Origin of the sequence: Pseudomonas sp. R76 (genome assembly GCF_009834565.1) — a bacterium.
GTDB lineage: Bacteria > Pseudomonadota > Gammaproteobacteria > Pseudomonadales > Pseudomonadaceae > Aquipseudomonas.
Genome location: NZ_CP019428.1, coordinates 4,821,515 through 4,843,650, shown reverse-complemented (window position 1 = coordinate 4,843,650; position 22,136 = coordinate 4,821,515). Strand labels below are relative to the sequence as shown.

Sequence of the window (22,136 nt, the reverse complement as noted above, 5' to 3'; positions counted from 1 at the left end):
AGGAAGCAGTCGTATGTCAGTCGTTTCAGAAGTCTCCCTGGATGGGAAAAAAGCAATGATCACCGTCAAGGGGCGATTCGATTTTGGTAGTCATCAGGCTTTTCGTGAGGCTTACGAAAAGTTCTACAAGGTGCCCGAGGTCTACGTAGTGGACTTGAAGGACACCACTTATATGGACAGCTCGGCCATGGGCATGCTCCTGCTGTTGCGTGACCATGCCGGTGGTGATAACGCCGAAGTGCAAGTGATCAACAGCAACGCCGATGTGCGCAAGATCCTCGCCATCTCCAACTTCGACAAGCTGTTCGACATCAGTTGAGCACCTTGGTCCCGGTCCTTGAACCGCTGACGATCCTGATCGCCGAAGACAGCGCTGCCGATTTGCTGCTGCTGTCGACGATCATTCGGCGCCAGGGTCATCAGGTGCTCACCGCCACCAACGGCGCGCAAGCCGTCGAGGTGTTCACGCGCGAGCGTCCGCAACTGGTGTTGATGGACGCCTTGATGCCGGTGATGGACGGCTTTGAAGCGGCGCGCCAGATCAAGCAGCTGGCGGGCGAAGCGCTGGTGCCGATCATCTTCCTCACCTCCCTGCGCGAGAGCGAAGCCCTGGCCCAGTGCCTGGATGCGGGAGGCGATGATTTCCTGCCCAAGCCTTACAACCCGCTGATCCTGGCGGCGAAAATCAACGCCATGGATCGCCTGCGTCGCCTGCAGGCCACGGTCTTGCAGCAGCGTGACCTGATCGCCAGGCACCACGATTACCTGTTGCATGAGCAGCGCGCGGCCAAGGCGGTGTTCGACAAGGTCGCGCATTCTGGCTGTATCAACGCGGGGCCGAACATTCGCTATCTGCAATCGCCCTATGCGCTGTTCAACGGCGACCTGCTGCTGGCGGCGTATACGCCCTCGGGTGACATGCACGTGCTGCTCGGCGATTTCACCGGCCACGGGCTGCCGGCTGCCGTAGGCGCGATGCCGCTGGCGGAAGTGTTTTATGGCATGACGGCTAAGGGCTACGGCCTGGCGCAAACCCTGCGCGAGATGAATGCCAAGCTCAAACGCATCCTGCCGGTGGACATGTTCTGCTGCGCCACCCTGATGTGCCTGAGTGCCCAGCGGCGCGTGGTGGAAGTATGGAACGGCGGCATGCCCGAGGGTTATGTGCATGAAGTCGCCACGGGCAAGCGTACGCCGCTAGTGTCGCGGCACCTGCCGTTAGGCGTGCTCTCGGCCGAGGCGTTTGATGACAGCACTGAGGTCTGGCCCATGGCCCTCGGCGATCGCGTCTTTTTGCTTTCCGATGGCGTGTTGGACACCGCCGATGCCAATGACCAGTTGTTCGGCGCCGAGCGATTGCAGCAGGTGTTTGCGGCCAACCGTGAACCTGATCGCCTGTTCGAAGACATCGAAAAGGCCCTGGCAGCGTTTCGTGGCCAGGCGCGGGACGACGTCAGCATGGTCGAGATCACCTTGCAGGACGGCCAGCCGTTGCGCGCAGCCGAGGCGCTGTATGCCGACAGCGGGCAGTCGTGCCCGCTGGACTGGTCGGTGAGTTTCGAGTTTCGCGCGCAGACCCTTAAAAGCTACAACCCGCTGCCGTATCTACTGCAATTGCTGCTGGAGATCCACGGCCTGCGCAAGCAGAGCGGAGCGCTTTACAGTGTGATGGCTGAGTTATATTCGAATGCGCTGGAGCATGGCGTGTTGGGCCTGGATTCGAAGCTCAAGCGTGATGCGCAGGGGTTTGCCCACTATTACCGCGAGCGCAATGAGCGGCTGGCGCAGTTGAGCAGCGGCTATGTGCGTGTGCATGTGCAAGTGGTGCCGACGGCCACGGGCGGCAAAATGACGTTGCGCATTGAAGACAGCGGCCCTGGGTTTGACGTGGAACAGGTGCTGGCGCGGCCGCTGGATATCGACCGTCTGTCTGGCCGCGGCTTGAGCCTGGTCCGTCAACTGAGCAGCGATGTACGCTGGTCCGATGGCGGGCGCAGTGTGTGCGTGGAGTTTTGCTGGGCGGCTCTGGCATAATCCGCCAATTCTTGATCAAGGAGCGAGCAAGTGGATGAGATTCATCTGGACCCTGACGTGTTGTCGGGTTTGCAGGAGGTTATGGAGGGCGAGTATCCCAAGTTGCTTGATACCTTCATTGAGGATTCAAAGAAACGCATCGATGAGTTGCGCGGGGCGCGTGATGATGCCAAGGCGTTGGGGCGGATTGCGCATAGCTTTAAAGGCAGCAGTGGCAACCTTGGGGCGGTGCAATTGGCGCAGTTGTGCCAGCGCCTGGAGGTGGAGTCAGTTGAATCGACAGCGGACCTTGGGGCGTTGGTTGATCAGATTGATCGTGAGTTTGCTTTGGTTCGGCCGTTGTATGAATCGGAAAGGCAGCGGTTCAGCCTCTGAGTCACCTGTGTAATACCTATATGACAACCCAACTGTGGGAGCTGGCTTGCCTGCGATGCGGTGAGTCAGTCAACTCATTCGTCACTGTTACACCGCATCGCAGGCAAGCCAGCTCCCACATTGAGCAGGCGATTTGTCCGCAAAAATGCAAACCTGGCCCAACTCTTGCTCTACCTCCCAATACTGCATCCCCGATCCCCAATGCAGTGGAGACCTTTACCTATGCCAGTCGCCCCGAATTCGCTCCTTCAGGCTGCCCCCGCGGCCAAGCCTCAAGCGCCGGCCGCCACCCCTGCGGTAGCGGCTGCGGACCCGCGGGACAAGGCCCAGGGCTTTGCTCAAGTGTTCGCCAGCCAGGGCTCGAAGCCCACGGTAAAGACCGACGACACTCCAGCTAAACCCGCGAATAACAAGCCTTCCGACGCCAGCGCCAAGCCTGCAAACAGCAACGACAAGCCTGCCGCCAGCACGCCAGCGGTTGCCGATAGCGGCAATCCCTTGCCTGCCAAGCCACCGGCCACGTCCGACGACAGCACCAGCAGTGACGACGACAAACCCACCGACCCGTCCCTGGTGCAGCAACCGCCGGTTGACCCGGTCGTCGACCCGGCCTTGATTGCCACCGTCACCCCGGTTGCCGTTCCGGTGCCCGTCGAAACCCCGGCCCCGGTTGCCGCGACCCAGGACGACAAGGCCCAGCCGGTCGTCGCCGCACCGGTCGCCGCCACCGATGAAGCCAAGCAGCCCGCCTTCGACCCGGCAGCCGACCCGCTGGATTCGATGCCGGCCGTGCGCCTGGCGATGGAGCAGGGCGGTCACGTCTCGGCCAGCAGCCAGACGCCGCAGAAAGCTGCACCCGCGCCGACCCAGGATCAGCCGACCGCTGCGCAGAACTTTGCCGCTGGCCTGGCCAATATGGTCGACCAGCAAGCCACCAAAGACAGCACTGACCAGGGCGGCGACAAAGCCTTCAGTGGCTTGATCGAAGGCGGCCTCAAAGATTTGAAAGACGCCAGCAGCGACACCCGCGTCGATGACTTCGCCAACCGCCTGGCCGCGCTGACCCAGGCCGCCACGCCGAAAACCGCGAATGCCTTGCCACCCGTTGCGAATGCCCCGTTGGCCATGCACCAGAGCGGTTGGACCGAGGAAGTGGTCAACCGCGTGATGTACCTGTCCAGCGCCAACCTCAAGTCGGCGGAGATCCAGTTGCAGCCGGCCGAGCTGGGGCGCCTGGATATCAAGGTCAACATGACCGCGGACCAACAAGCCCAGGTCACTTTCATGAGTGGTCACGCGGTGGTGCGTGAAGCGCTGGAAACCCAGTCCGGCCGTTTGCGCGAGATGTTTGCCCAGCAGGGCATGGGGCAGGTCGACGTTAACGTCTCCGACCAGTCCCGTGGCTGGCAGGGGCAGGGCCAGGAGCAACAACAGCAGAACCAGGCGCGCGGCGTGAGTGGCAGCGGCGGGCGCGGTGAGGGCGGGGATGCGGGTGATCACGCTGAAGTGGCGGCGGCGGTCGCGCCGGTGAGCCAGACTGTGATCGGCTCCAGCGCCGTTGACTATTACGCCTGACCTGAGCCTTAAGAAGATCAAAATGTGGGAGCTGGCTTGCCTGCGATAGCGGTGTATCAGTGACAGAAATGCCAACTGACCCACCGCCATCGCAGGCAAGCCAGCTCCCACATTTGATTTGGGGTGTTCGCTCTTACCTGAATTACCAGACAACTCTGGCATAACACTTGCTCTTGCCTTTCCGTAGATCTATGAATCCCAGAATAGTGACGGATTATTGGCATGGCGAAGAGCGACGACGCAGCAGCAACTCCCCCCGCAGGCAAAGGCAAGCTCAAGCTAATCCTGTTGATCGTGCTGGGCCTGCTCCTGGCCATTGGCGCCTCGGTGGGCGGCACTTGGTACATCATGCACAGCAGTGCAAGCAAACCGGCACCCGCCGCCGAAACCGCCAGTAACGTCAAGCAACCGGCAATCTTCGAGCCGATGCTTCCGGCCTTTGTCGCCAACTTCAATCAGAACGGCCGTCAACGCTACCTGCAGGTGAGCATCACCTTGCTGGCGCGTAACCAGGCGGACCTGGATGCGCTCAAAGTGCATATGCCAGTGATCCGCAACAACCTGGTGATGCTGTTCTCCGGGCAGAGCTTCGACAGCCTCGCCACCCCGGTCGGCCAGGAAATGCTGCGCCAGAAGGTCACTGCCAGCGTGCAGGAAGTGGCCCAGAAAGAGCTCGGCAAAGTCGTGGTTGAGCAGGCGCTCTTCACTAACTTCGTATTGCAGTAGGATCACGACATGGCCGTGCAAGACCTGCTGTCCCAGGATGAAATCGACGCGCTGTTACATGGCGTCGACGATGGTCTGGTACAGACCGAAATGGCTGCCGAACCCGGCAGCGTCAAAAGTTATGACCTGACCAGCCAGGATCGCATCGTCCGTGGACGTATGCCGACGCTGGAAATGATCAACGAGCGTTTCGCCCGCTACACCCGTATCAGCATGTTCAACATGCTGCGCCGTTCGGCGGACGTGGCGGTGGGCGGCGTGCAGGTGATGAAGTTCGGCGAATACGTGCACTCGCTGTACGTGCCCACCAGCCTCAACCTGGTCAAGATCAAGCCGTTGCGCGGCACTGCGCTGTTCATCCTTGACGCCAAACTGGTGTTCAAGCTGGTGGACAACTTCTTCGGCGGCGACGGCCGTCACGCCAAGATCGAAGGCCGTGAATTCACCCCGACTGAACTGCGCGTGGTGCGCATGGTGCTGGAGCAGGCCTTTATCGACTTGAAGGAAGCCTGGCAGGCGATCATGGAAGTCAATTTCGAGTACATCAACTCGGAAGTGAACCCGGCCATGGCCAACATCGTCGGCCCCAGCGAAGCTATTGTGGTCTCCACCTTCCACATCGAACTCGATGGCGGTGGCGGCGACCTGCACGTGACCATGCCGTACTCGATGATCGAGCCGGTGCGCGAGATGCTCGACGCCGGTTTCCAGTCCGACCTGGACGACCAGGACGAGCGCTGGGTCAAGGCCTTGCGCGAAGACCTGCTCGACGTCGACGTACCTTTGAGCGCCACTGTGGCCCGTCGCCAGTTGCGTTTGCGCGATATTTTGCACATGCAGCCCGGCGATGTGATTCCCGTGGAGTTGCCGGAAGAAATGATCATGCGTGCCAACGGCGTGCCGTCGTTCAAGGTCAAGCTGGGTTCGCACAAAGGCAACCTGGCGTTGCAAGTGATCGAACCGATCAACCGTCGCTGATCAACAATAATTTTTGCTTCGCCGAGGACATGTAATGGCTACCGAACACGAAAACACTTCCGCCGAAGACCAGGCCCTGGCTGACGAGTGGGCTGCGGCCCTGGAAGAAACCGGCGATGTTGGCCAGGACGACATCGACGCGCTGCTGGCCGCCGACGCCGCCACCGCGCCGGCCGGCAACCGCCTGCCGATGGAAGAATTCGGCAGCGTGCCGAAAAACAACGACCCGGTGACCCTCGACGGCCCGAACCTGGATGTGATCCTCGACATCCCGGTGTCGATTTCCATGGAAGTCGGCAGCACCGAAATCAACATCCGCAACCTGCTGCAGCTCAACCAGGGCTCAGTGATCGAGCTCGACCGCCTGGCTGGCGAGCCGCTGGACGTGCTGGTCAACGGCACGCTGATCGCCCATGGCGAAGTGGTGGTGGTCAACGAGAAGTTCGGCATCCGCCTGACGGATGTGATCAGCCCGAGCGAACGCATCAAGAAGTTGCGCTGATATGAAGTATTCGATGGCGGGACTGTTTCTGGCGCTGCCATTGAGCGCCCTGGCGGCTGAGCCGATCGCACAAGCGGCGGCTGCGGCGCCCGTAGTCAGCAGTGGCATCGGCGGGCAACTGACCCAGTTGGTGCTGGGCCTGTTGCTGGTGGTGGGGTTGATTTTTGTGCTGGCCTGGTTGATGCGCCGCGTGCAGCGCATCGGCCCGGGCAATGGCCAGGTTATCGAGATGATCGGCTCGCGCGCCCTCGGCCCGCGTGATCGTCTGGTGCTGGTGCAAGTCGGCGAGGAACAGATTCTGCTGGGTATCACGCCCGGCCGCATCACCCCGCTGCACGTGCTCAAGTCGCCGGTAGAAGTGGCCAGGACCGAGGCCGCCACGCCAGAATTCGCCCAGCGCCTGATGGAGTTGCTGGGCAAGGATCAGAAGGATAAGAAGTAATGCGCGTTTTATTGACGCTCATGCTGTTGCTGGCCGCGCCGTTGGCGTTGGCGGCCGACCCGTTGTCGATCCCGGCGATCACGCTGGGCACCAACGCTGCCGGCGCCCAGGAATATTCGGTCAGCCTGCAGATCCTGCTGATCATGACCGCGCTGAGTTTTATCCCGGCGTTTGTGATGCTGATGACCAGCTTCACGCGGATCATCATCGTGTTCTCGATTCTGCGTCAGGCCCTGGGCCTGCAGCAGACACCGTCGAACCAGATTCTCACCGGCATGGCGCTGTTTTTGACGCTGTTCATCATGGCGCCGGTGTTCGACAAGGTGAACCAGCAAGCCCTGCAACCGTACCTGGCGGAAAAACTCACGGCCCAGGACGCGATCGACAAGGCCCAAGGCCCGATCAAGGACTTCATGCTGTCGCAAACCCGCTCCAGCGACCTTGAGCTGTTTATGCGTTTGTCCAAGCGCACCGACATTGCCACGCCGGATCAGGCGCCATTGACCATCCTGGTGCCGGCGTTCGTCACCTCCGAATTGAAGACGGCGTTCCAGATCGGCTTCATGATTTTCATCCCGTTCCTGATCATCGACCTGGTGGTGGCGAGCGTGCTGATGGCCATGGGGATGATGATGCTGTCGCCGCTGATTATTTCGCTGCCGTTCAAGATCATGCTGTTTGTGCTGGTGGATGGCTGGGCGCTGATTATCGGCACGCTGGCCAGCAGTTTCGGCGGAGTGTAGCGCCATGACCCCAGAAGTAGCGGTCGACCTGTTTCGTGAAGCGCTGTGGCTGACCACCATGATGGTCGCCGTGCTGGTGGTGCCGAGCCTGTTGGTCGGCCTGCTGGTGGCGATGTTCCAGGCCGCGACCCAGATCAACGAACAAACCTTGAGCTTCCTCCCGCGTTTGCTGGTGATGCTGATCACCTTGATCGTCGCCGGCCCGTGGCTGGTGCAAACCTTTATGGAATACATCCTGCAGCTGTACGGCAGTATTCCGCAGTTGATCGGCTGACCGCATGCAATCTGTGCTGGCCTTGACCGACACCCAGATCAGCACCTGGGTGGCGTCGTTCATCCTGCCGATGTTCCGCGTCACGGCGGTGCTGATGACCATGCCGGTGTTCGGCACCACCTTGGTCCCACGGCGCATTCGCCTGTATTTCGCCTTCGCCATTACCGTGGTCATCGTGCCCGGTTTGCCGCCGATGCCGCCGGTGAATGCCCTGGACTTGAGTGCGCTGCTGCTGATTGCCGAGCAAATCCTCATTGGTGCGCTGCTGGGCTTCTCGCTGACGTTGTTCTTCCAGGCGTTTGTGATCGCCGGGCAAATCATCTCGATTCAGATGGGCATGGGCTTCGCGTCCATGGTCGACCCCACCAACGGCGTGTCGGTGGCGGTGATCGGCCAGTTCCTGACCATGTTGGTGACCTTGCTGTTCCTGGCCATGAACGGCCACTTGGTGGTGTTCGAGGTCATGACCGAAAGTTTCACCACCTTGCCGGTGGGCTCGGGGCTGGTGGTCAATCACTTCTGGGAGCTGGTGGGGCGCCTGAGCTGGGTGCTGGGCGCTTCGCTGTTGCTGGTGTTGCCGGCAATCACCGCGCTGCTGGTGGTCAACATCGCCTTTGGCGTGATGACCCGCGCGGCGCCGCAGCTGAACATTTTCTCGATTGGTTTCCCGTTGACCCTGGTGTTGGGCATGGGGATTTTCTGGATCGGCATGGCCGACATTCTCAATCAGTATCAACCGCTGGCGACTGACGCCTTGCAGTTCTTACGTGATCTGGCACGGGCGGGTTGAGCCATGGCCGAGAGCGAGAGTGGTCAGGACAAAACAGAAGACCCCACGGAGAAACGTAAAAAGGACTCCAGGGAAAAGGGCGAGATTGCGCGCTCCAAAGAGCTCAATACCCTCGCCGTGATGCTCGCCGGCTCCGGTGGCCTGTTGATTTACGGCGGTGGTTTGGCGCTGGACATGATGGAGTTGATGAAACTCAACTTCTCCTTGCCCCGCGAAGTGCTGCTCAGCCCCGGCGCCATGGGCCAGTACCTGCTGCACTCGGGCAAGATCGCAATTCTGGCGGTGCAGCCGGTGCTGATCACGCTGCTGTTGGCGGCCTTGATCGGGCCGGTGTCCCTCGGCGGCTGGCTGTTCGCCGCCGGCAGCATGGCGCCCAAGTTCAGCCGCATGAACCCTGGGCCTGGGCTCAAGCGCATGTTTTCCACCAAGGCGTTGGTGGAGCTGCTCAAGGCGCTGGCGAAATTCATCCTGATTCTGTTTGTGGCGCTGACGGTGTTGTCGTCCGACATCGACGACTTGCTGCGCATCGCCCATGAGCCGCTGGAGTCGGCGATCATCCATAGCGTGCAAGTGGTGGGCTGGAGTGCGCTGTGGATGGCCTGCGGGCTGATCATCATCGCCGCCGTGGACGCGCCGATCCAGCTGTGGGAGAGCCACAAGAAGCTGCTGATGACCAAGCAGGAAGTGCGCGACGAGCACAAAGACCAAGAGGGCCGCCCCGAGGTCAAACAGCGTATTCGTCAGCTGCAGCGCGAAATGTCCCAGCGCAAGATGATGGCGGCGGTGCCGGATGCCGACGTGGTCATCACCAACCCGACCCACTACGCCGTGGCGCTCAAGTACGACCCGGAGAAGGGCGGCGCGCCGATGCTGCTGGCCAAGGGCAGCGACTTTACCGCGCTGAAAATCCGCGAAATCGCCGTGGCCAACGACATCCTGTTGCTGGAGTCGCCGGAGCTGGCGCGCTCGATTTTCTACTCCACGGATCTGGATCAGGAGATTCCTGCAGGGCTGTATTTGGCGGTGGCGCAGGTGTTGGCCTACGTCTATCAGATCCGCCAGTACCGGGCGGGCAAGGGCAAGCGGCCTGATCCGCTTAAAGACCTGCCGATTCCACCGGACTTGCGCCGCGATTCCTGAGTCATCCTTGAGCGCATTCCCCTGTGGGAGCCGGGCTTGCCCGCGATGGCGGTATAACAGCCAACGCCGGCCATCTGTCTAAAACCCGCGCTTACCTGTCAACTTTGACAGTACCCATTACACCGCCTTCACTGTTTGATAGAGCGGCGCGGCGCGCCTTTATGCGCTGCTCGGGAGAGCGGTGATGGACAGGGGCACGGTCAGGTGGTTCGACGCGGTCAAGGGCATTGGTTTTATTGCCAGGGACCGCGATGGCAATGCGGTGCCCGTGCAGCCGGCGGGCGATCAATGCAGCGCAGTCGATGTGTTGCCGGTGCCGCCCAAGGCGCGAACATCTCGCCAGCGAAAAAAATAAAACTGGACCCGGTCCGGGAACAGCGCTTGTTGTGGCAAGCCGCTCAGCATGTTCCTCGGTTTTCACCCGCCCTCTACCACCCGTCCGCAACCCCCGTCTACCTGTCAACTTTGACAGTAGCCAGCCTCGCCTTCCTGCGGTTCCATGACAGCACACACTGCACACAAGTAGTTGCGAGATGCAGGGGGAGTGGTGATGGAAGCGGTGACGGGCACGATCAAATCGTACAACCAAAAAACCGGTGAAGGTTGGATCGCAGTGGATGGCGGCGAAGAGCCCGTACGTGTGGATCGCAGGAGTCTGGGTGCGCGCCGGTTGAAAAATGGGCAGCGGGTGCAACTGGCGAGGATTCATCGGCCCACGGGCGTCTTTGCGCTCTACATAAAGATTATCTAGCGACGTGCGTGTCGGGTTTCGAGCGCGATGTCAGGAGAAGGGCAATGGCAACAGGCAAAGTGAAATGGTTTAACGCTGAAAAGGGTTTTGGGTTTATTACGCAAGACGATGGGAGCCCGGATGTTTTCGTCCACTTCTCAGCAATAGCACGGGATGGGTACAAGACTCTGGAAGAGAACCAAAAAGTAGAATACGAGGTTACTCAAGGGGCAAAAGGCCTGCAGGCCGCTAACTTACGGCCTGTTGATTGATCGTTCCCACGCTCCCGCGTGGGAATGCATCCCGTGACGCTCCGCGTCACCGTTGCGCAGGGCTCAAATCGGGACGCAGAGCGTCCCAGGCGGCATTCCCACGCAGAGCGCGGGAACGATCGGTGTTGGCTTTTGGGTCTAGGGGTTGCCCTGCGTTGCTGCGGATGACGGTTCTCGCTCATCCAGCAGTCGATCAGCCAGCAACTTCGCTACCTCAATCAACTGCGCTATGCCCAGCGCGCCTTCTCGCTGCGAACCTTCTAGATCAAAGGCGAAATCGCAGGTCAGTGCGTGGGTGGAAGCCAGGGTTTCGGTGAGGTTGACCATCAGGTCTTCGGTGCTGATGCCGTCGATGAAGGTGAAGAGCACGGTGGGGGCGTTTTGTGTGGTTTTGGACATGGCGTCGCTCCGTGGAAAGAAATAAGAGAGCTCCTTGATATTGCGAGCCGCGACGCCCGACCACTGCGTTTGCAGCGGTGTGCGGAGACTAGTGAGCCCAGTTCCTAGGGGCAACCCGAAAACCTTGTCGGAAATTTCCTCAATGGCAGCAGATGTACACAGTTCCAACTGTGAAGATCGTTCCCACGCACCCGCGTGGGAATGCCTCCCGTGACGCTCTGCGTCACCGTTGCGCAGGGCTCAAGTTGGGACGCGGAGCGTCCCTGGCTGCATTCCCACGCAGAGCGTGGGAACGATCATTCAAAACAGTTCTAACTGAACCACCGCCTTCGGGAGCAAGCCCCCTCCCACATTTGAATGGATTTACACCCGGAAGGCGCGGTCGCTTGTACGGTCATCTGAGTCTCAGAGCAAAAGTTGGAAGGCTTCTTGCAATACCGCCTCCAGGACGCCTCTCAGCGTCAAAACTTTGCTTCAAGGAACACGAGGAATACCGGTGGTAGATCGCTCTCAAATGCTCAACACGGCCCGTGGCACCCTGACTGACTTGTCGCGGGGCAACCTGGGTGTGCCGTTGTTGTTGCTGGTGATGCTGGCAATGATGATGTTGCCGATGCCGCCGTTCCTGCTCGATGTGTTCTTCACCTTCAACATCGCCTTGTCGGTGGTGGTGCTGCTGGTCTGCGTGTACGCCCTGCGCCCACTGGATTTCGCGGTTTTCCCCACCATCCTGCTGATTGCAACGCTGCTGCGCCTGGCGCTCAATGTGGCGTCCACGCGGGTGGTGATGCTCCACGGCCAGGACGGCCACGCCGCCGCCGGTAAGGTTATCCAGGCTTTCGGTGAGGTGGTGATCGGCGGTAACTACGTGGTCGGTATCGTGGTGTTCGCGATCCTGATGATCATCAACTTCGTGGTGGTGACCAAGGGCGCCGGGCGGATTTCCGAGGTGAGCGCGCGGTTTACCCTCGACGCCATGCCCGGCAAACAAATGGCCATCGACGCCGACCTCAACGCCGGCCTGATCGACCAGAACCAGGCCAAGTCCCGCCGCCTGGAAGTGGCCCAGGAGGCCGAGTTCTATGGTTCCATGGACGGCGCGAGCAAATTCGTACGCGGTGACGCCATCGCCGGCCTGTTGATTCTGTTCATCAACCTGATCGGCGGCATGGCGGTCGGTATCTTCCAGCACGGCATGACCTTCGGCGATGCGGGCAAGGTGTATGCCTTGCTGACCATCGGTGACGGTTTAGTGGCGCAATTGCCATCACTGTTGTTATCCACAGCGGCGGCGATCATGGTGACCCGTGCTTCGGGCTCCGAAGACATGGGCAAGCAGATCAGCCGGCAGATGTTCGCCTCGCCCAAAGCGCTGGCCGTGGCGGCGGGCATCATGGCGATCATGGGCATCGTGCCGGGCATGCCGCACGTCTCGTTCCTGAGCATGGCGGCCATGGCAGCCGGCGGTGCTTACCTGTTCTGGCGCAAGCAAAACCAGGTCAAGGTCCTGGCCCAGCAGGAGATCGCCCGCCAACAAGACCTGCTGCCGTCCCCGGCCCGCGCCCAGGAAACCAAGGAGCTTGGCTGGGATGACGTAACCCCGATCGACATGATCGGCCTGGAAGTCGGCTACCGCTTGATTCCGTTGGTGGACCGCAACCAGGGCGGCCAATTGCTGGCGCGGATCAAGGGCGTGCGCAAGAAGCTGTCCCAGGACCTGGGCTTCCTGATGCCCACCGTGCATATCCGCGACAACCTCGACCTGGCGCCCAGCGCCTACCGGTTGACCCTGATGGGCGTGATCCTGGCCGAAGCCGAGATTTACCCCGACCGCGAACTGGCGATCAACCCCGGCCAGGTGTTCGGTACGCTTAACGGCATCACCGCCAAAGATCCGGCTTTTGGCCTCGAAGCGGTGTGGATTGAAGTCAGCCAGCGCAGCCAGGCGCAATCCCTCGGTTACACCGTGGTGGACGCCAGCACCGTAGTCGCCACGCACCTCAACCAGATCCTGTACAAACACTCCCACGAGCTGATCGGCCACGAGGAAGTCCAGCAATTGATGGAGTTGCTGGCCAAAGCCTCGCCAAAATTGGCCGAAGAGCTGGTGCCGGGCGTGCTGTCGCTGTCGCAGTTGCTCAAAGTGCTGCAAGCCTTGCTTGCCGAACAGGTGCCGGTACGCGACATTCGCAGCATCGCCGAGGCCATCGCCAACAATGCCGCCAAGAGTCAAGATACTGCCGCTTTGGTGGCGGCGGTGCGCGTCGGATTGTCCCGTGCAATCGTGCAAAGCATTGTAGGCATTGAGTCTGAGCTGCCTGTTATTACCTTGGAGCCAAGGTTGGAACAAATATTGCTCAATAGTATTCAGAAGGCAGGACAAGGCCAGGAAGAGGGCGTTCTGCTGGAGCCAAGCATGGCGGAAAAACTGCAGCGCTCGTTGATCGAAGCCGCGCAGCGCCAGGAAATGGCGGGTCACCCGGTGATTCTGCTGGTGGCAGGCCCGGTCCGCGCGATGTTGTCGCGGTTTGGACGCCTGGCAGTACCGAATTTGCACGTTTTGGCTTATCAGGAAATTCCTGACAACAAGCAAGTGACTATCGTCGCGACAGTAGGGCCCAACGGCTGAGGTAGTGGGTTATGCAAGTTAAGCGTTTTTTCGCCGCCGATATGCGTCAGGCCATGAAACTGGTACGTGATGAGCTGGGCGCCGATGCCGCGATTATCGGCAACCGTCGCATTGCCGGCGGTGTCGAGCTTACGGCTGCGCTGGATTACACGCCGCAGGCCTTGGCGCCGCGCGTGCCGAACATGGAACTCGAAGACGAGCTGCGCAAGACCGCTTCGCGCATTGTCTCGGCCCAGGCTGAGCTGAGCATGCGTGGCGACAGCGATACCACCACCAATCGCCAGTTGTTCGCCGGCCTGCCGCTGACCGCCGCGGAGCCGCTGGTTGAACCGACTTTCAAAGAACCGCCACGTCCTGCAGCGCCAGCCCCGGCCGCCGCAGTCGACCAGCGCGTGTTCGATTCGATGCGTTTTGAACTCAATGGCCTGCGTGAACTGCTCGAAGTGCAGCTCGGGTCGCTTGCCTGGAACCAGTTGCAAGGCAGCAAGCCGCAACAGGCCAACCTGTGGCGCCGCCTGCAGCGCATCGGCCTGTCCGGCCCGTTGTCCCGCGACCTGCTGGCGCTGACCGCCGAAGTTGAAGAACCGCGCCAAGCCTGGCGCATGTTGCTGGCGCACCTGGCGCGCATGATCGTCACCCCGGAAATCGAACCGCTGGAAGAGGGCGGTGTGATTGCCATGGTCGGCCCTGCCGGCATGGGCAAGACCACCACCCTGGCCAAGCTGGCTGCGCGTTATGTGCTCAAGTACGGCGCGCAGAATATCGCGCTGGTGAGCATGGACAGCTACCGCATCGGTGCCCAGGAACAGCTCAAGACGTTGGGCCGCATTCTCAATGTGTCGGTGACCCACGTCGACCCGGGCCAGTCCCTGGCCAACGCCCTCGACCCGCTGCTGCGCAAACGCGTAGTGCTGATCGACACCGCTGGCCTGCAAGCCAGTGACCCGGCGCTGCGCATGCAGCTGGAAAGCCTGGCCGGGCGTGGCATCAAGTCGAAAAATTACCTGGTGCTTGCAACCACCAGCCAGAAACAGGTTCTTACCGCTGCCTACCACAGCTACAAACGCTGCGGCCTGGCCGGTTGCATCCTCACCAAGCTCGACGAAACCGCGAGCCTGGGCGAAGTGCTGAGCCTGGCTATCAGTCATGAATTACCGGTCGCCTACCTGACCGACGGGCCGCGGATCCCGGATGATCTTCATCTGCCGCGCCGTCATCAGTTGGTCAGCCGTGCTGTCAGTGTGCAAATGCAAGAAGAGCCTAGCGAGGAAGCGATGGCCGATATGTTCGCCGACCTTTACCACAACCCCGCCAAGCGGGTGGGTTGAGGGTCAGGATGAACACCGTGAAATGTATCTACATCGATGGTCTGCAAGCGATTCACGCGGCCAAGCCATGTAGCCTGCGTCTAAGCAAGACAAGGTAAAGAAATAAAATGGGCAGCATGCATCCCGTACAGGTGATCGCGGTGACCGGCGGCAAAGGTGGCGTCGGGAAAACTAACGTGTCAGTGAATTTGTCCCTGGCCCTGGCAGAGCTTGGCCGTCGCGTCATGCTGCTGGATGCTGACCTGGGCCTGGCGAACGTCGACGTGTTGCTGGGGCTGACACCCAAACACACCCTTGCCGATGTGATTGAAGGCCGCTGCGAGCTGCGCGATGTGCTGCTGCAAGGCCCCGGTGGCATTCGCATCGTGCCGGCCGCTTCGGGCACCCAGAGCATGGTGCACCTGAGCCCGGCGCAGCATGCCGGCCTGATCCAGGCGTTCAGCGACATCGGCGACAACCTCGACGTGCTGGTGATCGACACCGCCGCCGGCATTGGCGAGTCCGTGGTCAGCTTCGTGCGCGCCGCGCAAGAGGTGCTGCTGGTGGTCTGCGACGAACCCACCTCGATCACCGACGCCTATGCCTTGATCAAACTGCTTAACCGTGACTACGGCATGAACCGCTTCCGCGTGCTGGCCAACATGGCCCAAAGCCCGCAGGAAGGGCGAAACCTGTTCGCCAAGTTGACCAAGGTCACGGATCGCTTCCTCGATGTCGCCTTACAATACGTTGGCGCAGTTCCTTATGACGAGTGTGTGCGCAAGGCTGTGCAAAAGCAGCGTGCAGTCTACGAAGCGTTCCCTCGTTCGAAGTGCGCACTGGCGTTCAAGGCTATTGCCCAGAAGGTCGATACTTGGCCGTTGCCCGCCAACCCTCGGGGGCATCTGGAGTTTTTCGTCGAGCGATTGGTGCATCAGACGAGCGCGGGACCTGTGCTATGACATCCAGCGGCTACAACCTTTACAAAAAGTCGGCACGTGACAGCCAGGGCGAACTGATCGAGCGCTATGCGCCCCTGGTCAAGCGCATTGCCTACCACCTGCTGGCACGCCTGCCCGCCAGCGTGCAGGTCGAAGACCTGATCCAGGCCGGCATGATCGGTTTGCTCGAAGTGTCGACCAAATACGACGCGAGCAAAGGGGCGAGTTTCGAGACGTATGCGGGCATCCGTATCCGTGGCGCGATGCTCGATGAGGTGCGTAAAGGGGATTGGGCGCCGCGCTCGGTACACCGCAACACGCGAATGGTCAGTGACGCAATTCGCGCAATTGAAGCAAAAACCGGTCGTGACGCTAAAGATCATGAAGTTGCGGCCGAACTCCAATTGAGTCTCGACGATTACTACGGGATTTTGAACGATACCTTGGGCAGCCGCCTGTTCAGTTTCGACGACCTGTTGCAGGACGGCGAACACGAAGGGCTGCACGAGGACGGCGCGAGTGCTCATCTCGAACCGTCGCGCGACCTGGAAGACGAACGTTTCCAGGGCGCATTGGCGGATGCGATTGCCAATTTGCCGGAGCGTGAGCGACTGGTGTTGGCGCTGTACTACGACGAAGAGCTGAACCTCAAGGAAATCGGTGAGGTCCTGGGGGTCAGCGAATCGCGTGTCAGCCAGTTGCACAGCCAGTGCGCAGCCCGCTTGCGGGGGCGATTGGGAGAGTGGCGCGCGCGCTGACAGGCAGTGTGGGGACACTGCAGACGCTACCGCGAAGGCTTCAAGCCTTCGCGGGTTCGTTCCGTGGTGCCCTGGGCAGTCCTTTTTGTGTAACGCCTGTTGATTGAAATGGCGCGTCCAGGTGCTGGGCGCGTTTAAGACTGCTTGGAGGTCGAATTGGACAAGAACATGAAAATCCTCATCGTTGATGACTTCTCAACGATGCGGCGGATCATAAAAAACCTGTTGCGTGACCTTGGGTTCACCAACACGGTCGAGGCGGATGACGGCATTACGGCGATTCCGATCCTCAACAGCGGGAGCATCGACTTTCTGGTAACCGACTGGAACATGCCGGGCATGACCGGCATTGACTTGCTGCGTCACGTGCGCGCCGATGAAAAACTGCGCAGCTTGCCTGTGTTGATGGTGACCGCCGAAGCCAAGCGTGAACAGATCATCGAAGCCGCCCAAGCCGGGGTTAACGGTTACGTGGTCAAGCCATTCACTGCGCTGGCCTTGAAAGAGAAGATCGAAAAAATCTTCGAACGCATCGGTCATTGATGCTGCCACGGGGGAGCTATGGAGCATAAAGAAACGTCACAGGGCGATTTTGAGTCGACCCTGAAAAAGCATGCTCACCAGTTGGTCGACAGCCTTGAAAAAGGCCAGTTCGGCGACGCGGTGCAGTTAATCCATGAGCTCAACCAGACCCGTGACCGCGGCCTGTACCAGGAAGTGGGCAAGCTCACACGCGAGCTGCACAGTGCGATCGTCAATTTCCAGATTGACCCGCATATGCCCCAGGCCGAAGAGATTTCGCAAATCACCGATGCTACCGAACGCCTGTCCTACGTGGTCAGGCTGACTGAGGCAGCGGCCAACCGCACCATGGACCTGGTGGAAAACGCCACGCCCCTGGTCAACGGCATGGTCACCGAAGCGCAGGCCCTCAGCGTTGACTGGGGCCGCTTCATGCGTCGGGAAGTGGGTGCGGAAGAGTTTCGTGAATTGGCGCGTCGGGTCGACGGCTTTTTGTCGCGCAGCGAGCAGGAAAACCACACGGTTGCCAGCAACCTCAATGACATTCTGCTCGCCCAGGATTACCAGGACCTCACCGGTCAAGTGATCAAGCGCGTGACCCAACTGGTCACCGAAGTGGAAAGCAACCTGCTCAAATTGGTGCTCATGGCCGGCCAGGTTGATCGTTTTGCCGGCATCGAACATGACCGCGAAGCGATCCTCTCGGAAAAAGATCCACAAAAACATCTCGCCAAGGGTGAAGGTCCGCAGATTCATGCCGATAAACGTGAAGACGTTATGTCAGGTCAGGATGACGTAGATGACCTGTTATCCAGTTTAGGCTTCTAAGGAGCACCCACATGAGCTTCGGCGCCGATGAAGAAATCCTTCAGGATTTCCTTGTAGAGGCCGGCGAAATTTTAGAGCAACTTTCCGAACAACTGGTCGAGCTGGAAAGCCGCCCGGATGATGCGAACCTGCTCAATGCAATTTTTCGCGGTTTTCACACTGTAAAAGGGGGCGCCGGCTTCCTCCAGCTCCATGAGCTGGTGGAGTGCTGTCACATCGCCGAGAACGTGTTCGACATCCTGCGCAAGGGTGAGCGACACGTCGACTCGGAACTGATGGACGTAATTCTCGAAGCATTGGATGCGGTCAACGGCATGTTCAGCGAAGTGCGCGAACGTGCCCCGATCACGGCTGCCACCCCGGAACTGCTGGCCGCCCTGGCGCGCCTGGCCGAACCTGCCGACACCACGGCTGCGCCGGTGGTGGAAGCGGCGCCGGTGGCCGAGCCTGAAGCGGATGTGACCGACAGCGAGTTCGAACAGCTGCTCAACTCCCTCAGTGCCGTGAAGGCCGAGGCGCAAGCGCAGCAAGCACCCGCTGCGCCCGCAACCCCGCCTGCCACGCCGACCAGCGAAGACATTACCGACGCTGAGTTCGAGTCCTTGCTCGACCAGCTGCATGGCAAAGGCCAGTTCGCCGCCGACGCAGTGGCGCCTGCTGCCGCCGAGCCGCAAGCACCGGCTGCGCCTGCCAGCACCGACATTACCGACGACGAATTCGAAGCATTGCTCGACCAACTGCACGGCAAAGGCACGTTTGTGGCCGAAGCCTTGCCGGAAGTCGCCGCGACCGCCGCGACCGCCGCAGCGCCAGCCGCCAAGGCTGAACCTGCCGGCGACGGGCTGATCTCCGATCACGAATTCGAAGCCCTGCTCGACGAATTGCACGGCAAAGGCAAGTTCACCGAAGTGGCCCCGGCCGCTGCGGCTGCAACTGCCGCACCAGTGGCAGAGAAACCTGCACCGGCCAAAGCTGCCGCCAAACCTGCTCCGGCTCCAGCCCCCGCAGCTGCTCCGGCACCTGCGCGTGCCGCAGCGGCGCCGGTGGCCGAAAAACCTGCCAGTGAAGCCGAAACCACGGTGCGCGTTGATACTGCGCGCCTGGACGACATCATGAACATGGTCGGCGAACTGGTGCTGGTGCGTAACCGCTTGGTGCGCCTGGGCCTGAACAGTGGCGACGAAGCCATGCAAAAGGCCGTGTCGAACCTCGACGTGGTCACCGCAGACTTGCAAACCGCCGTGATGAAAACGCGGATGCAGCCGATCAAGAAAGTCTTCGGCCGCTTCCCGCGCCTGGTTCGCGACCTGGCACGCCAGCTCAAGAAAGAAATCAACCTGGAGCTGGTGGGTGAAGAAACCGACCTCGACAAAAACCTTGTCGAGGCCCTGGCCGACCCGCTGGTCCACTTGGTGCGCAACGCCGTCGACCATGGCGTCGAAACCCCGGAAGAACGCGAAGCCTCGGGCAAGTCCCGCAACGGCAAAGTGATTCTGGCGGCGGAACAGGAAGGCGACCATATCCTGCTGTCGATCACCGATGACGGCAAAGGCATGGACCCGGCGATTCTGCGCAATATCGCGGTCAAGCGTGGCGTGATGGACAAGGACGCCGCCGACCGCCTGACCGACACCGAGTGCTACAACCTGATCTTCGCCCCGGGTTTCTCGACCAAGACCGAGATCTCCGACGTGTCCGGCCGTGGCGTGGGCATGGACGTGGTGAAGACCAAGATCAGCCAGCTCAACGGCTCGATCAACATCTACTCGACCAAGGGCCAGGGCTCGAAGATCGTCATCAAGGTGCCGTTGACCCTGGCGATCATGCCGACCCTGATGGTGATGCTGGGCAACCAGGCGTTCGCCTTCCCGCTGGTCAACGTCAATGAGATCTTCCACCTCGACCTGTCGCGCACCAACGTGGTGGACGGCCAGGAAGTGGTGATCGTGCGCGACAAGGCGTTGCCGCTGTTCTACCTCAAGCGCTGGCTGGTGGCTTCGGCCAAGCATGAAGAGCAGCGCGAAGGCCATGTGGTGATTCTCTCCGTGGGCACTCAGCGGATCGGCTTTGTCGTCGACCAGTTGGTGGGCCAGGAAGAAGTGGTCATCAAGCCTTTGGGCAAAATGCTGCAGGGAACCCCGGGCATGTCGGGTGCGACCATCACCGGTGACGGTCGGATCGCGCTGATTCTCGATGTTCCGAGCATGCTCAAGCGTTACGCCGCACGGCGTATTTGATTCTGGTGGGGCTTGGGCGGTAATGCCCGCCCCGCCTAACGGAGTGTTTATGGCAGTCAAGGTCCTGGTGGTGGACGATTCGGGTTTCTTCCGCCGCCGCGTCTCGGAAATTCTTTCCGCCGATCCAACGATCCAGGTGGTCGGTACGGCCACCAACGGCAAAGAAGCGATTGATCAAGCCATTGCGTTGAAGCCTGATGTGATCACCATGGACTACGAGATGCCGATGATGGATGGCATCACCGCAGTTCGGCACATCATGCAGCGCTGCCCGACTCCGGTGTTGATGTTCTCCTCGCTGACGCACGAAGGCGCCCGGGTCACCCTGGATGCGCTGGATGCCGGTGCGGTGGACTTCCTGCCGAAGAATTTCGAAGACATCTCGCGCAACCCCGAGAAGGTCAAGCAGATGCTGTGCGAGAAGGTGCACAGCATTTCGCGCAGTAACCGTCGCAGCCTGTTCAGTGCGCCAGCGCCTGCACCGGCGGCAGCGCCTGCTGCGCCGACGTCGTCATTTGCACGCCCGGCGCCTGCGCCCGTGGCACGCCCTGCGGCGCCACCCGTACGTGCCGCTGCACCGAGCGCGCATTCGCCTGCGCCCAAGCGCAAAGCCTACAAGCTGGTCGCTATCGGCACGTCTACCGGCGGCCCGGTGGCCCTGCAGCGCGTGTTGACGCAATTGCCGGCCAACTTTCCCGCACCGATCGTGCTGATCCAGCACATGCCGGCGGCCTTCACCAAGGCCTTCGCCGAGCGTTTGGACAAGCTGTGCCGCATCACTGTCAAGGAAGCCGAGGATGGCGACATCCTGCGTCCTGGCCTGGCGCTGCTGGCGCCGGGTGGCAAGCAGATGATGGTGGATGGCCGTGGCACGATCAAAATTCTGCCGGGTGACGAACGTTTGAATTACAAGCCGTGCGTGGACATCACCTTCGGCTCGGCGGCCAAGTCCTACGGCGACAAAGTTCTGGCGGTGGTGCTCACCGGCATGGGCGCCGACGGCCGTGAAGGCGCGCGCCTGCTCAAGCAGGGCGGCAGCGCGATCTGGGCGCAGGACGAAGCCAGCTGCGTGATCTATGGCATGCCCATGGCCATCGTCAAGGCGGACCTGGCCGACGCTGTCTACAGCCTGGACGACATCGGCAAGCATTTGGTGGAGGCCTGCCTCTGATGGATGTCTTGAGCCTGATTGGCATCACCATGGCGTTTGTCGCGATTATCGGCGGCAACTACCTTGAAGGCGGCCACCTTGGCGCCTTGGCCAACGGCCCGGCAGCGCTGATTGTGATTGGCGGCACCGTGGGCGCCGCGTTGTTGCAGTCGCCGCTGAGTTCGTTCAAGCGTGCCATGCAGATTCTGGTGTGGATTATTTTCCCGCCGCGCGTCGACCTGCCAGGCGGCATCGACCGCGTGGTCAACTGGAGCCTAACCGCCCGCAAGGAAGGCCTGCTGGGCCTGGAAGGCGTGGCCGATGCCGAGCCCGACAGCTACGCGCGCAAAGGCCTGCAATTGCTGGTGGACGGCGCCGAACCGGAAGCGATCCGCAGCATCCTCGAAGTGGACTTCTACACCCAGGAAAGCCGCGACATCAACGCCGCCAAAGTGTTTGAAAGCATGGGCGGCTCCGCGCCGACCATCGGCATCATCGGTGCGGTGATGGGCTTGATCCACGTGATGGGCAACCTGGCCGACCCGTCGCAGTTGGGCAGCGGCATTGCCGTGGCGTTTGTCGCCACCATCTACGGCGTGGCGAGTGCCAACCTGGTGTTGCTGCCGGTGGCCAGCAAGCTCAAGTCGATCGCCATGCGCCAATCGCGTTACCGCGAAATGTTGCTGGAAGGCCTCTTGTCGATTGCCGAGGGTGAGAACCCGCGCTCCATCGAATTGAAGCTCCAGGGCTTCATGGATTGATGCGCATGCTTTGTGTAGGAGGG

General features: G+C 60.9%; 25 protein-coding genes. 24 read left to right on the top strand and 1 reads right to left on the bottom strand.

Annotated features, from left to right (window positions below; translation table 11 throughout):
- Positions 1 to 13 precede the first annotated feature (13 nt).
- From PspR76_RS21760 to PspR76_RS21690, 15 genes are all read left to right on the top strand, one after another.
- The gene (locus PspR76_RS21760) at positions 14 to 319 is read left to right on the top strand and encodes an STAS domain-containing protein (protein ID WP_159958618.1); all 306 of its coding nucleotides are present in this window, start codon (positions 14 to 16) and stop codon (positions 317 to 319) included.
- A complete protein-coding gene (locus PspR76_RS21755) occupies positions 316 to 2,034 on the top strand; it encodes an ATP-binding SpoIIE family protein phosphatase (protein WP_159958616.1) in 1,719 nt (572 codons plus the stop codon). Before PspR76_RS21760 ends, PspR76_RS21755 begins: the two co-directional genes overlap by 4 nt.
- Positions 2,035 to 2,064: 30 nt before the next feature.
- Positions 2,065 to 2,409: an Hpt domain-containing protein gene (locus tag PspR76_RS21750; protein ID WP_159958614.1), complete on the top strand. Its 345-nt coding sequence runs from the start codon at positions 2,065 to 2,067 to the stop codon at positions 2,407 to 2,409.
- A 222-nt stretch (positions 2,410 to 2,631) separates the two neighbouring features.
- A complete protein-coding gene (locus PspR76_RS21745) occupies positions 2,632 to 3,984 on the top strand; it encodes a flagellar hook-length control protein FliK (RefSeq protein ID WP_159958612.1) in 1,353 nt (450 codons plus the stop codon).
- A 222-nt stretch (positions 3,985 to 4,206) separates the two neighbouring features.
- Positions 4,207 to 4,710 carry a flagellar basal body-associated protein FliL gene (gene fliL / locus PspR76_RS21740; RefSeq protein WP_159958610.1) on the top strand — a complete coding sequence of 168 codons (504 nt, stop codon included), beginning with the start codon at positions 4,207 to 4,209 and terminating at the stop codon, positions 4,708 to 4,710.
- A gap of 9 nt (positions 4,711 to 4,719) precedes the next feature.
- A complete protein-coding gene (gene fliM, locus PspR76_RS21735) occupies positions 4,720 to 5,688 on the top strand; it encodes a flagellar motor switch protein FliM (RefSeq protein WP_017735217.1) in 969 nt (322 codons plus the stop codon).
- A gap of 34 nt (positions 5,689 to 5,722) precedes the next feature.
- Positions 5,723 to 6,190, top strand: a complete 468-nt coding sequence (gene fliN / locus PspR76_RS21730; RefSeq protein ID WP_033900765.1) for a flagellar motor switch protein FliN — start codon at positions 5,723 to 5,725, stop codon at positions 6,188 to 6,190.
- Between the two features lies 1 nt (position 6,191).
- Positions 6,192 to 6,632: a flagellar biosynthetic protein FliO gene (gene fliO / locus PspR76_RS21725; RefSeq protein ID WP_159958608.1), complete on the top strand. Its 441-nt coding sequence runs from the start codon at positions 6,192 to 6,194 to the stop codon at positions 6,630 to 6,632.
- The gene (fliP, locus tag PspR76_RS21720) at positions 6,632 to 7,375 is read left to right on the top strand and encodes a flagellar type III secretion system pore protein FliP (protein WP_017134948.1); all 744 of its coding nucleotides are present in this window, start codon (positions 6,632 to 6,634) and stop codon (positions 7,373 to 7,375) included. The genes fliO and fliP overlap by 1 nt, the downstream gene beginning before the upstream one ends.
- A 4-nt stretch (positions 7,376 to 7,379) precedes the next feature.
- Entirely contained in the window at positions 7,380 to 7,649 is a 270-nt protein-coding gene (gene fliQ, locus PspR76_RS21715) for a flagellar biosynthesis protein FliQ (protein ID WP_003214552.1), read from the top strand.
- 4 nt (positions 7,650 to 7,653) lie between these two features.
- The gene (gene fliR, locus PspR76_RS21710) at positions 7,654 to 8,439 is read left to right on the top strand and encodes a flagellar biosynthetic protein FliR (RefSeq protein WP_159958606.1); all 786 of its coding nucleotides are present in this window, start codon (positions 7,654 to 7,656) and stop codon (positions 8,437 to 8,439) included.
- 3 nt (positions 8,440 to 8,442) lie between these two features.
- A complete protein-coding gene (gene flhB, locus PspR76_RS21705; protein WP_106576466.1) occupies positions 8,443 to 9,579 on the top strand; it encodes a flagellar biosynthesis protein FlhB in 1,137 nt (378 codons plus the stop codon).
- A gap of 184 nt (positions 9,580 to 9,763) precedes the next feature.
- Positions 9,764 to 9,934, top strand: a complete 171-nt coding sequence (locus tag PspR76_RS21700) for a cold-shock protein (RefSeq protein WP_159958604.1) — start codon at positions 9,764 to 9,766, stop codon at positions 9,932 to 9,934.
- 195 nt (positions 9,935 to 10,129) lie between these two features.
- Entirely contained in the window at positions 10,130 to 10,330 is a 201-nt protein-coding gene (locus PspR76_RS21695; protein ID WP_159958602.1) for a cold-shock protein, read from the top strand.
- A gap of 44 nt (positions 10,331 to 10,374) precedes the next feature.
- Positions 10,375 to 10,581 (top strand): cold-shock protein, encoded by a 207-nt coding sequence (locus PspR76_RS21690; RefSeq protein ID WP_159958600.1) that lies wholly within the window; start codon positions 10,375 to 10,377, stop codon positions 10,579 to 10,581.
- A 138-nt stretch (positions 10,582 to 10,719) separates the two neighbouring features.
- Here the strand turns inward: PspR76_RS21690 and PspR76_RS21680 are convergent, their stop codons facing one another.
- Positions 10,720 to 10,980: a DUF6124 family protein gene (locus PspR76_RS21680; RefSeq protein WP_159958598.1), complete on the bottom strand. Its 261-nt coding sequence runs from the start codon at positions 10,978 to 10,980 to the stop codon at positions 10,720 to 10,722.
- Positions 10,981 to 11,494: 514 nt separating this feature from the next.
- Between PspR76_RS21680 and flhA the strand changes: the two genes are divergently transcribed.
- From flhA to PspR76_RS21630, 9 genes are all read left to right on the top strand, one after another.
- Positions 11,495 to 13,609 (top strand): flagellar biosynthesis protein FlhA, encoded by a 2,115-nt coding sequence (flhA, locus tag PspR76_RS21670; RefSeq protein ID WP_159961581.1) that lies wholly within the window; start codon positions 11,495 to 11,497, stop codon positions 13,607 to 13,609.
- An 11-nt stretch (positions 13,610 to 13,620) separates the two neighbouring features.
- Positions 13,621 to 14,937 carry a flagellar biosynthesis protein FlhF gene (flhF, locus tag PspR76_RS21665; RefSeq protein WP_159958596.1) on the top strand — a complete coding sequence of 439 codons (1,317 nt, stop codon included), beginning with the start codon at positions 13,621 to 13,623 and terminating at the stop codon, positions 14,935 to 14,937.
- A 107-nt stretch (positions 14,938 to 15,044) separates the two neighbouring features.
- Positions 15,045 to 15,878 carry a flagellar synthesis regulator FleN gene (gene fleN, locus PspR76_RS21660; RefSeq protein WP_003192912.1) on the top strand — a complete coding sequence of 278 codons (834 nt, stop codon included), beginning with the start codon at positions 15,045 to 15,047 and terminating at the stop codon, positions 15,876 to 15,878.
- A complete protein-coding gene (gene fliA / locus PspR76_RS21655; RefSeq protein WP_065909829.1) occupies positions 15,875 to 16,615 on the top strand; it encodes an RNA polymerase sigma factor FliA in 741 nt (246 codons plus the stop codon). The genes fleN and fliA overlap by 4 nt, the downstream gene beginning before the upstream one ends.
- A gap of 168 nt (positions 16,616 to 16,783) precedes the next feature.
- The gene (locus PspR76_RS21650; protein WP_005790040.1) at positions 16,784 to 17,158 is read left to right on the top strand and encodes a chemotaxis response regulator CheY; all 375 of its coding nucleotides are present in this window, start codon (positions 16,784 to 16,786) and stop codon (positions 17,156 to 17,158) included.
- Between the two features lie 18 nt (positions 17,159 to 17,176).
- Positions 17,177 to 17,965 (top strand): protein phosphatase CheZ, encoded by a 789-nt coding sequence (locus tag PspR76_RS21645; protein WP_159958594.1) that lies wholly within the window; start codon positions 17,177 to 17,179, stop codon positions 17,963 to 17,965.
- A gap of 11 nt (positions 17,966 to 17,976) precedes the next feature.
- Complete coding sequence (locus PspR76_RS21640; protein WP_159958592.1) at positions 17,977 to 20,202, top strand: chemotaxis protein CheA; 2,226 nt, start codon at positions 17,977 to 17,979, stop codon at positions 20,200 to 20,202.
- Between the two features lie 49 nt (positions 20,203 to 20,251).
- Complete coding sequence (locus PspR76_RS21635; protein WP_159958590.1) at positions 20,252 to 21,373, top strand: protein-glutamate methylesterase/protein-glutamine glutaminase; 1,122 nt, start codon at positions 20,252 to 20,254, stop codon at positions 21,371 to 21,373.
- Positions 21,373 to 22,113 (top strand): flagellar motor protein, encoded by a 741-nt coding sequence (locus PspR76_RS21630; RefSeq protein WP_159958588.1) that lies wholly within the window; start codon positions 21,373 to 21,375, stop codon positions 22,111 to 22,113. The genes PspR76_RS21635 and PspR76_RS21630 overlap by 1 nt, the downstream gene beginning before the upstream one ends.
- The last annotated feature ends 23 nt before the right edge of the window (positions 22,114 to 22,136 follow it).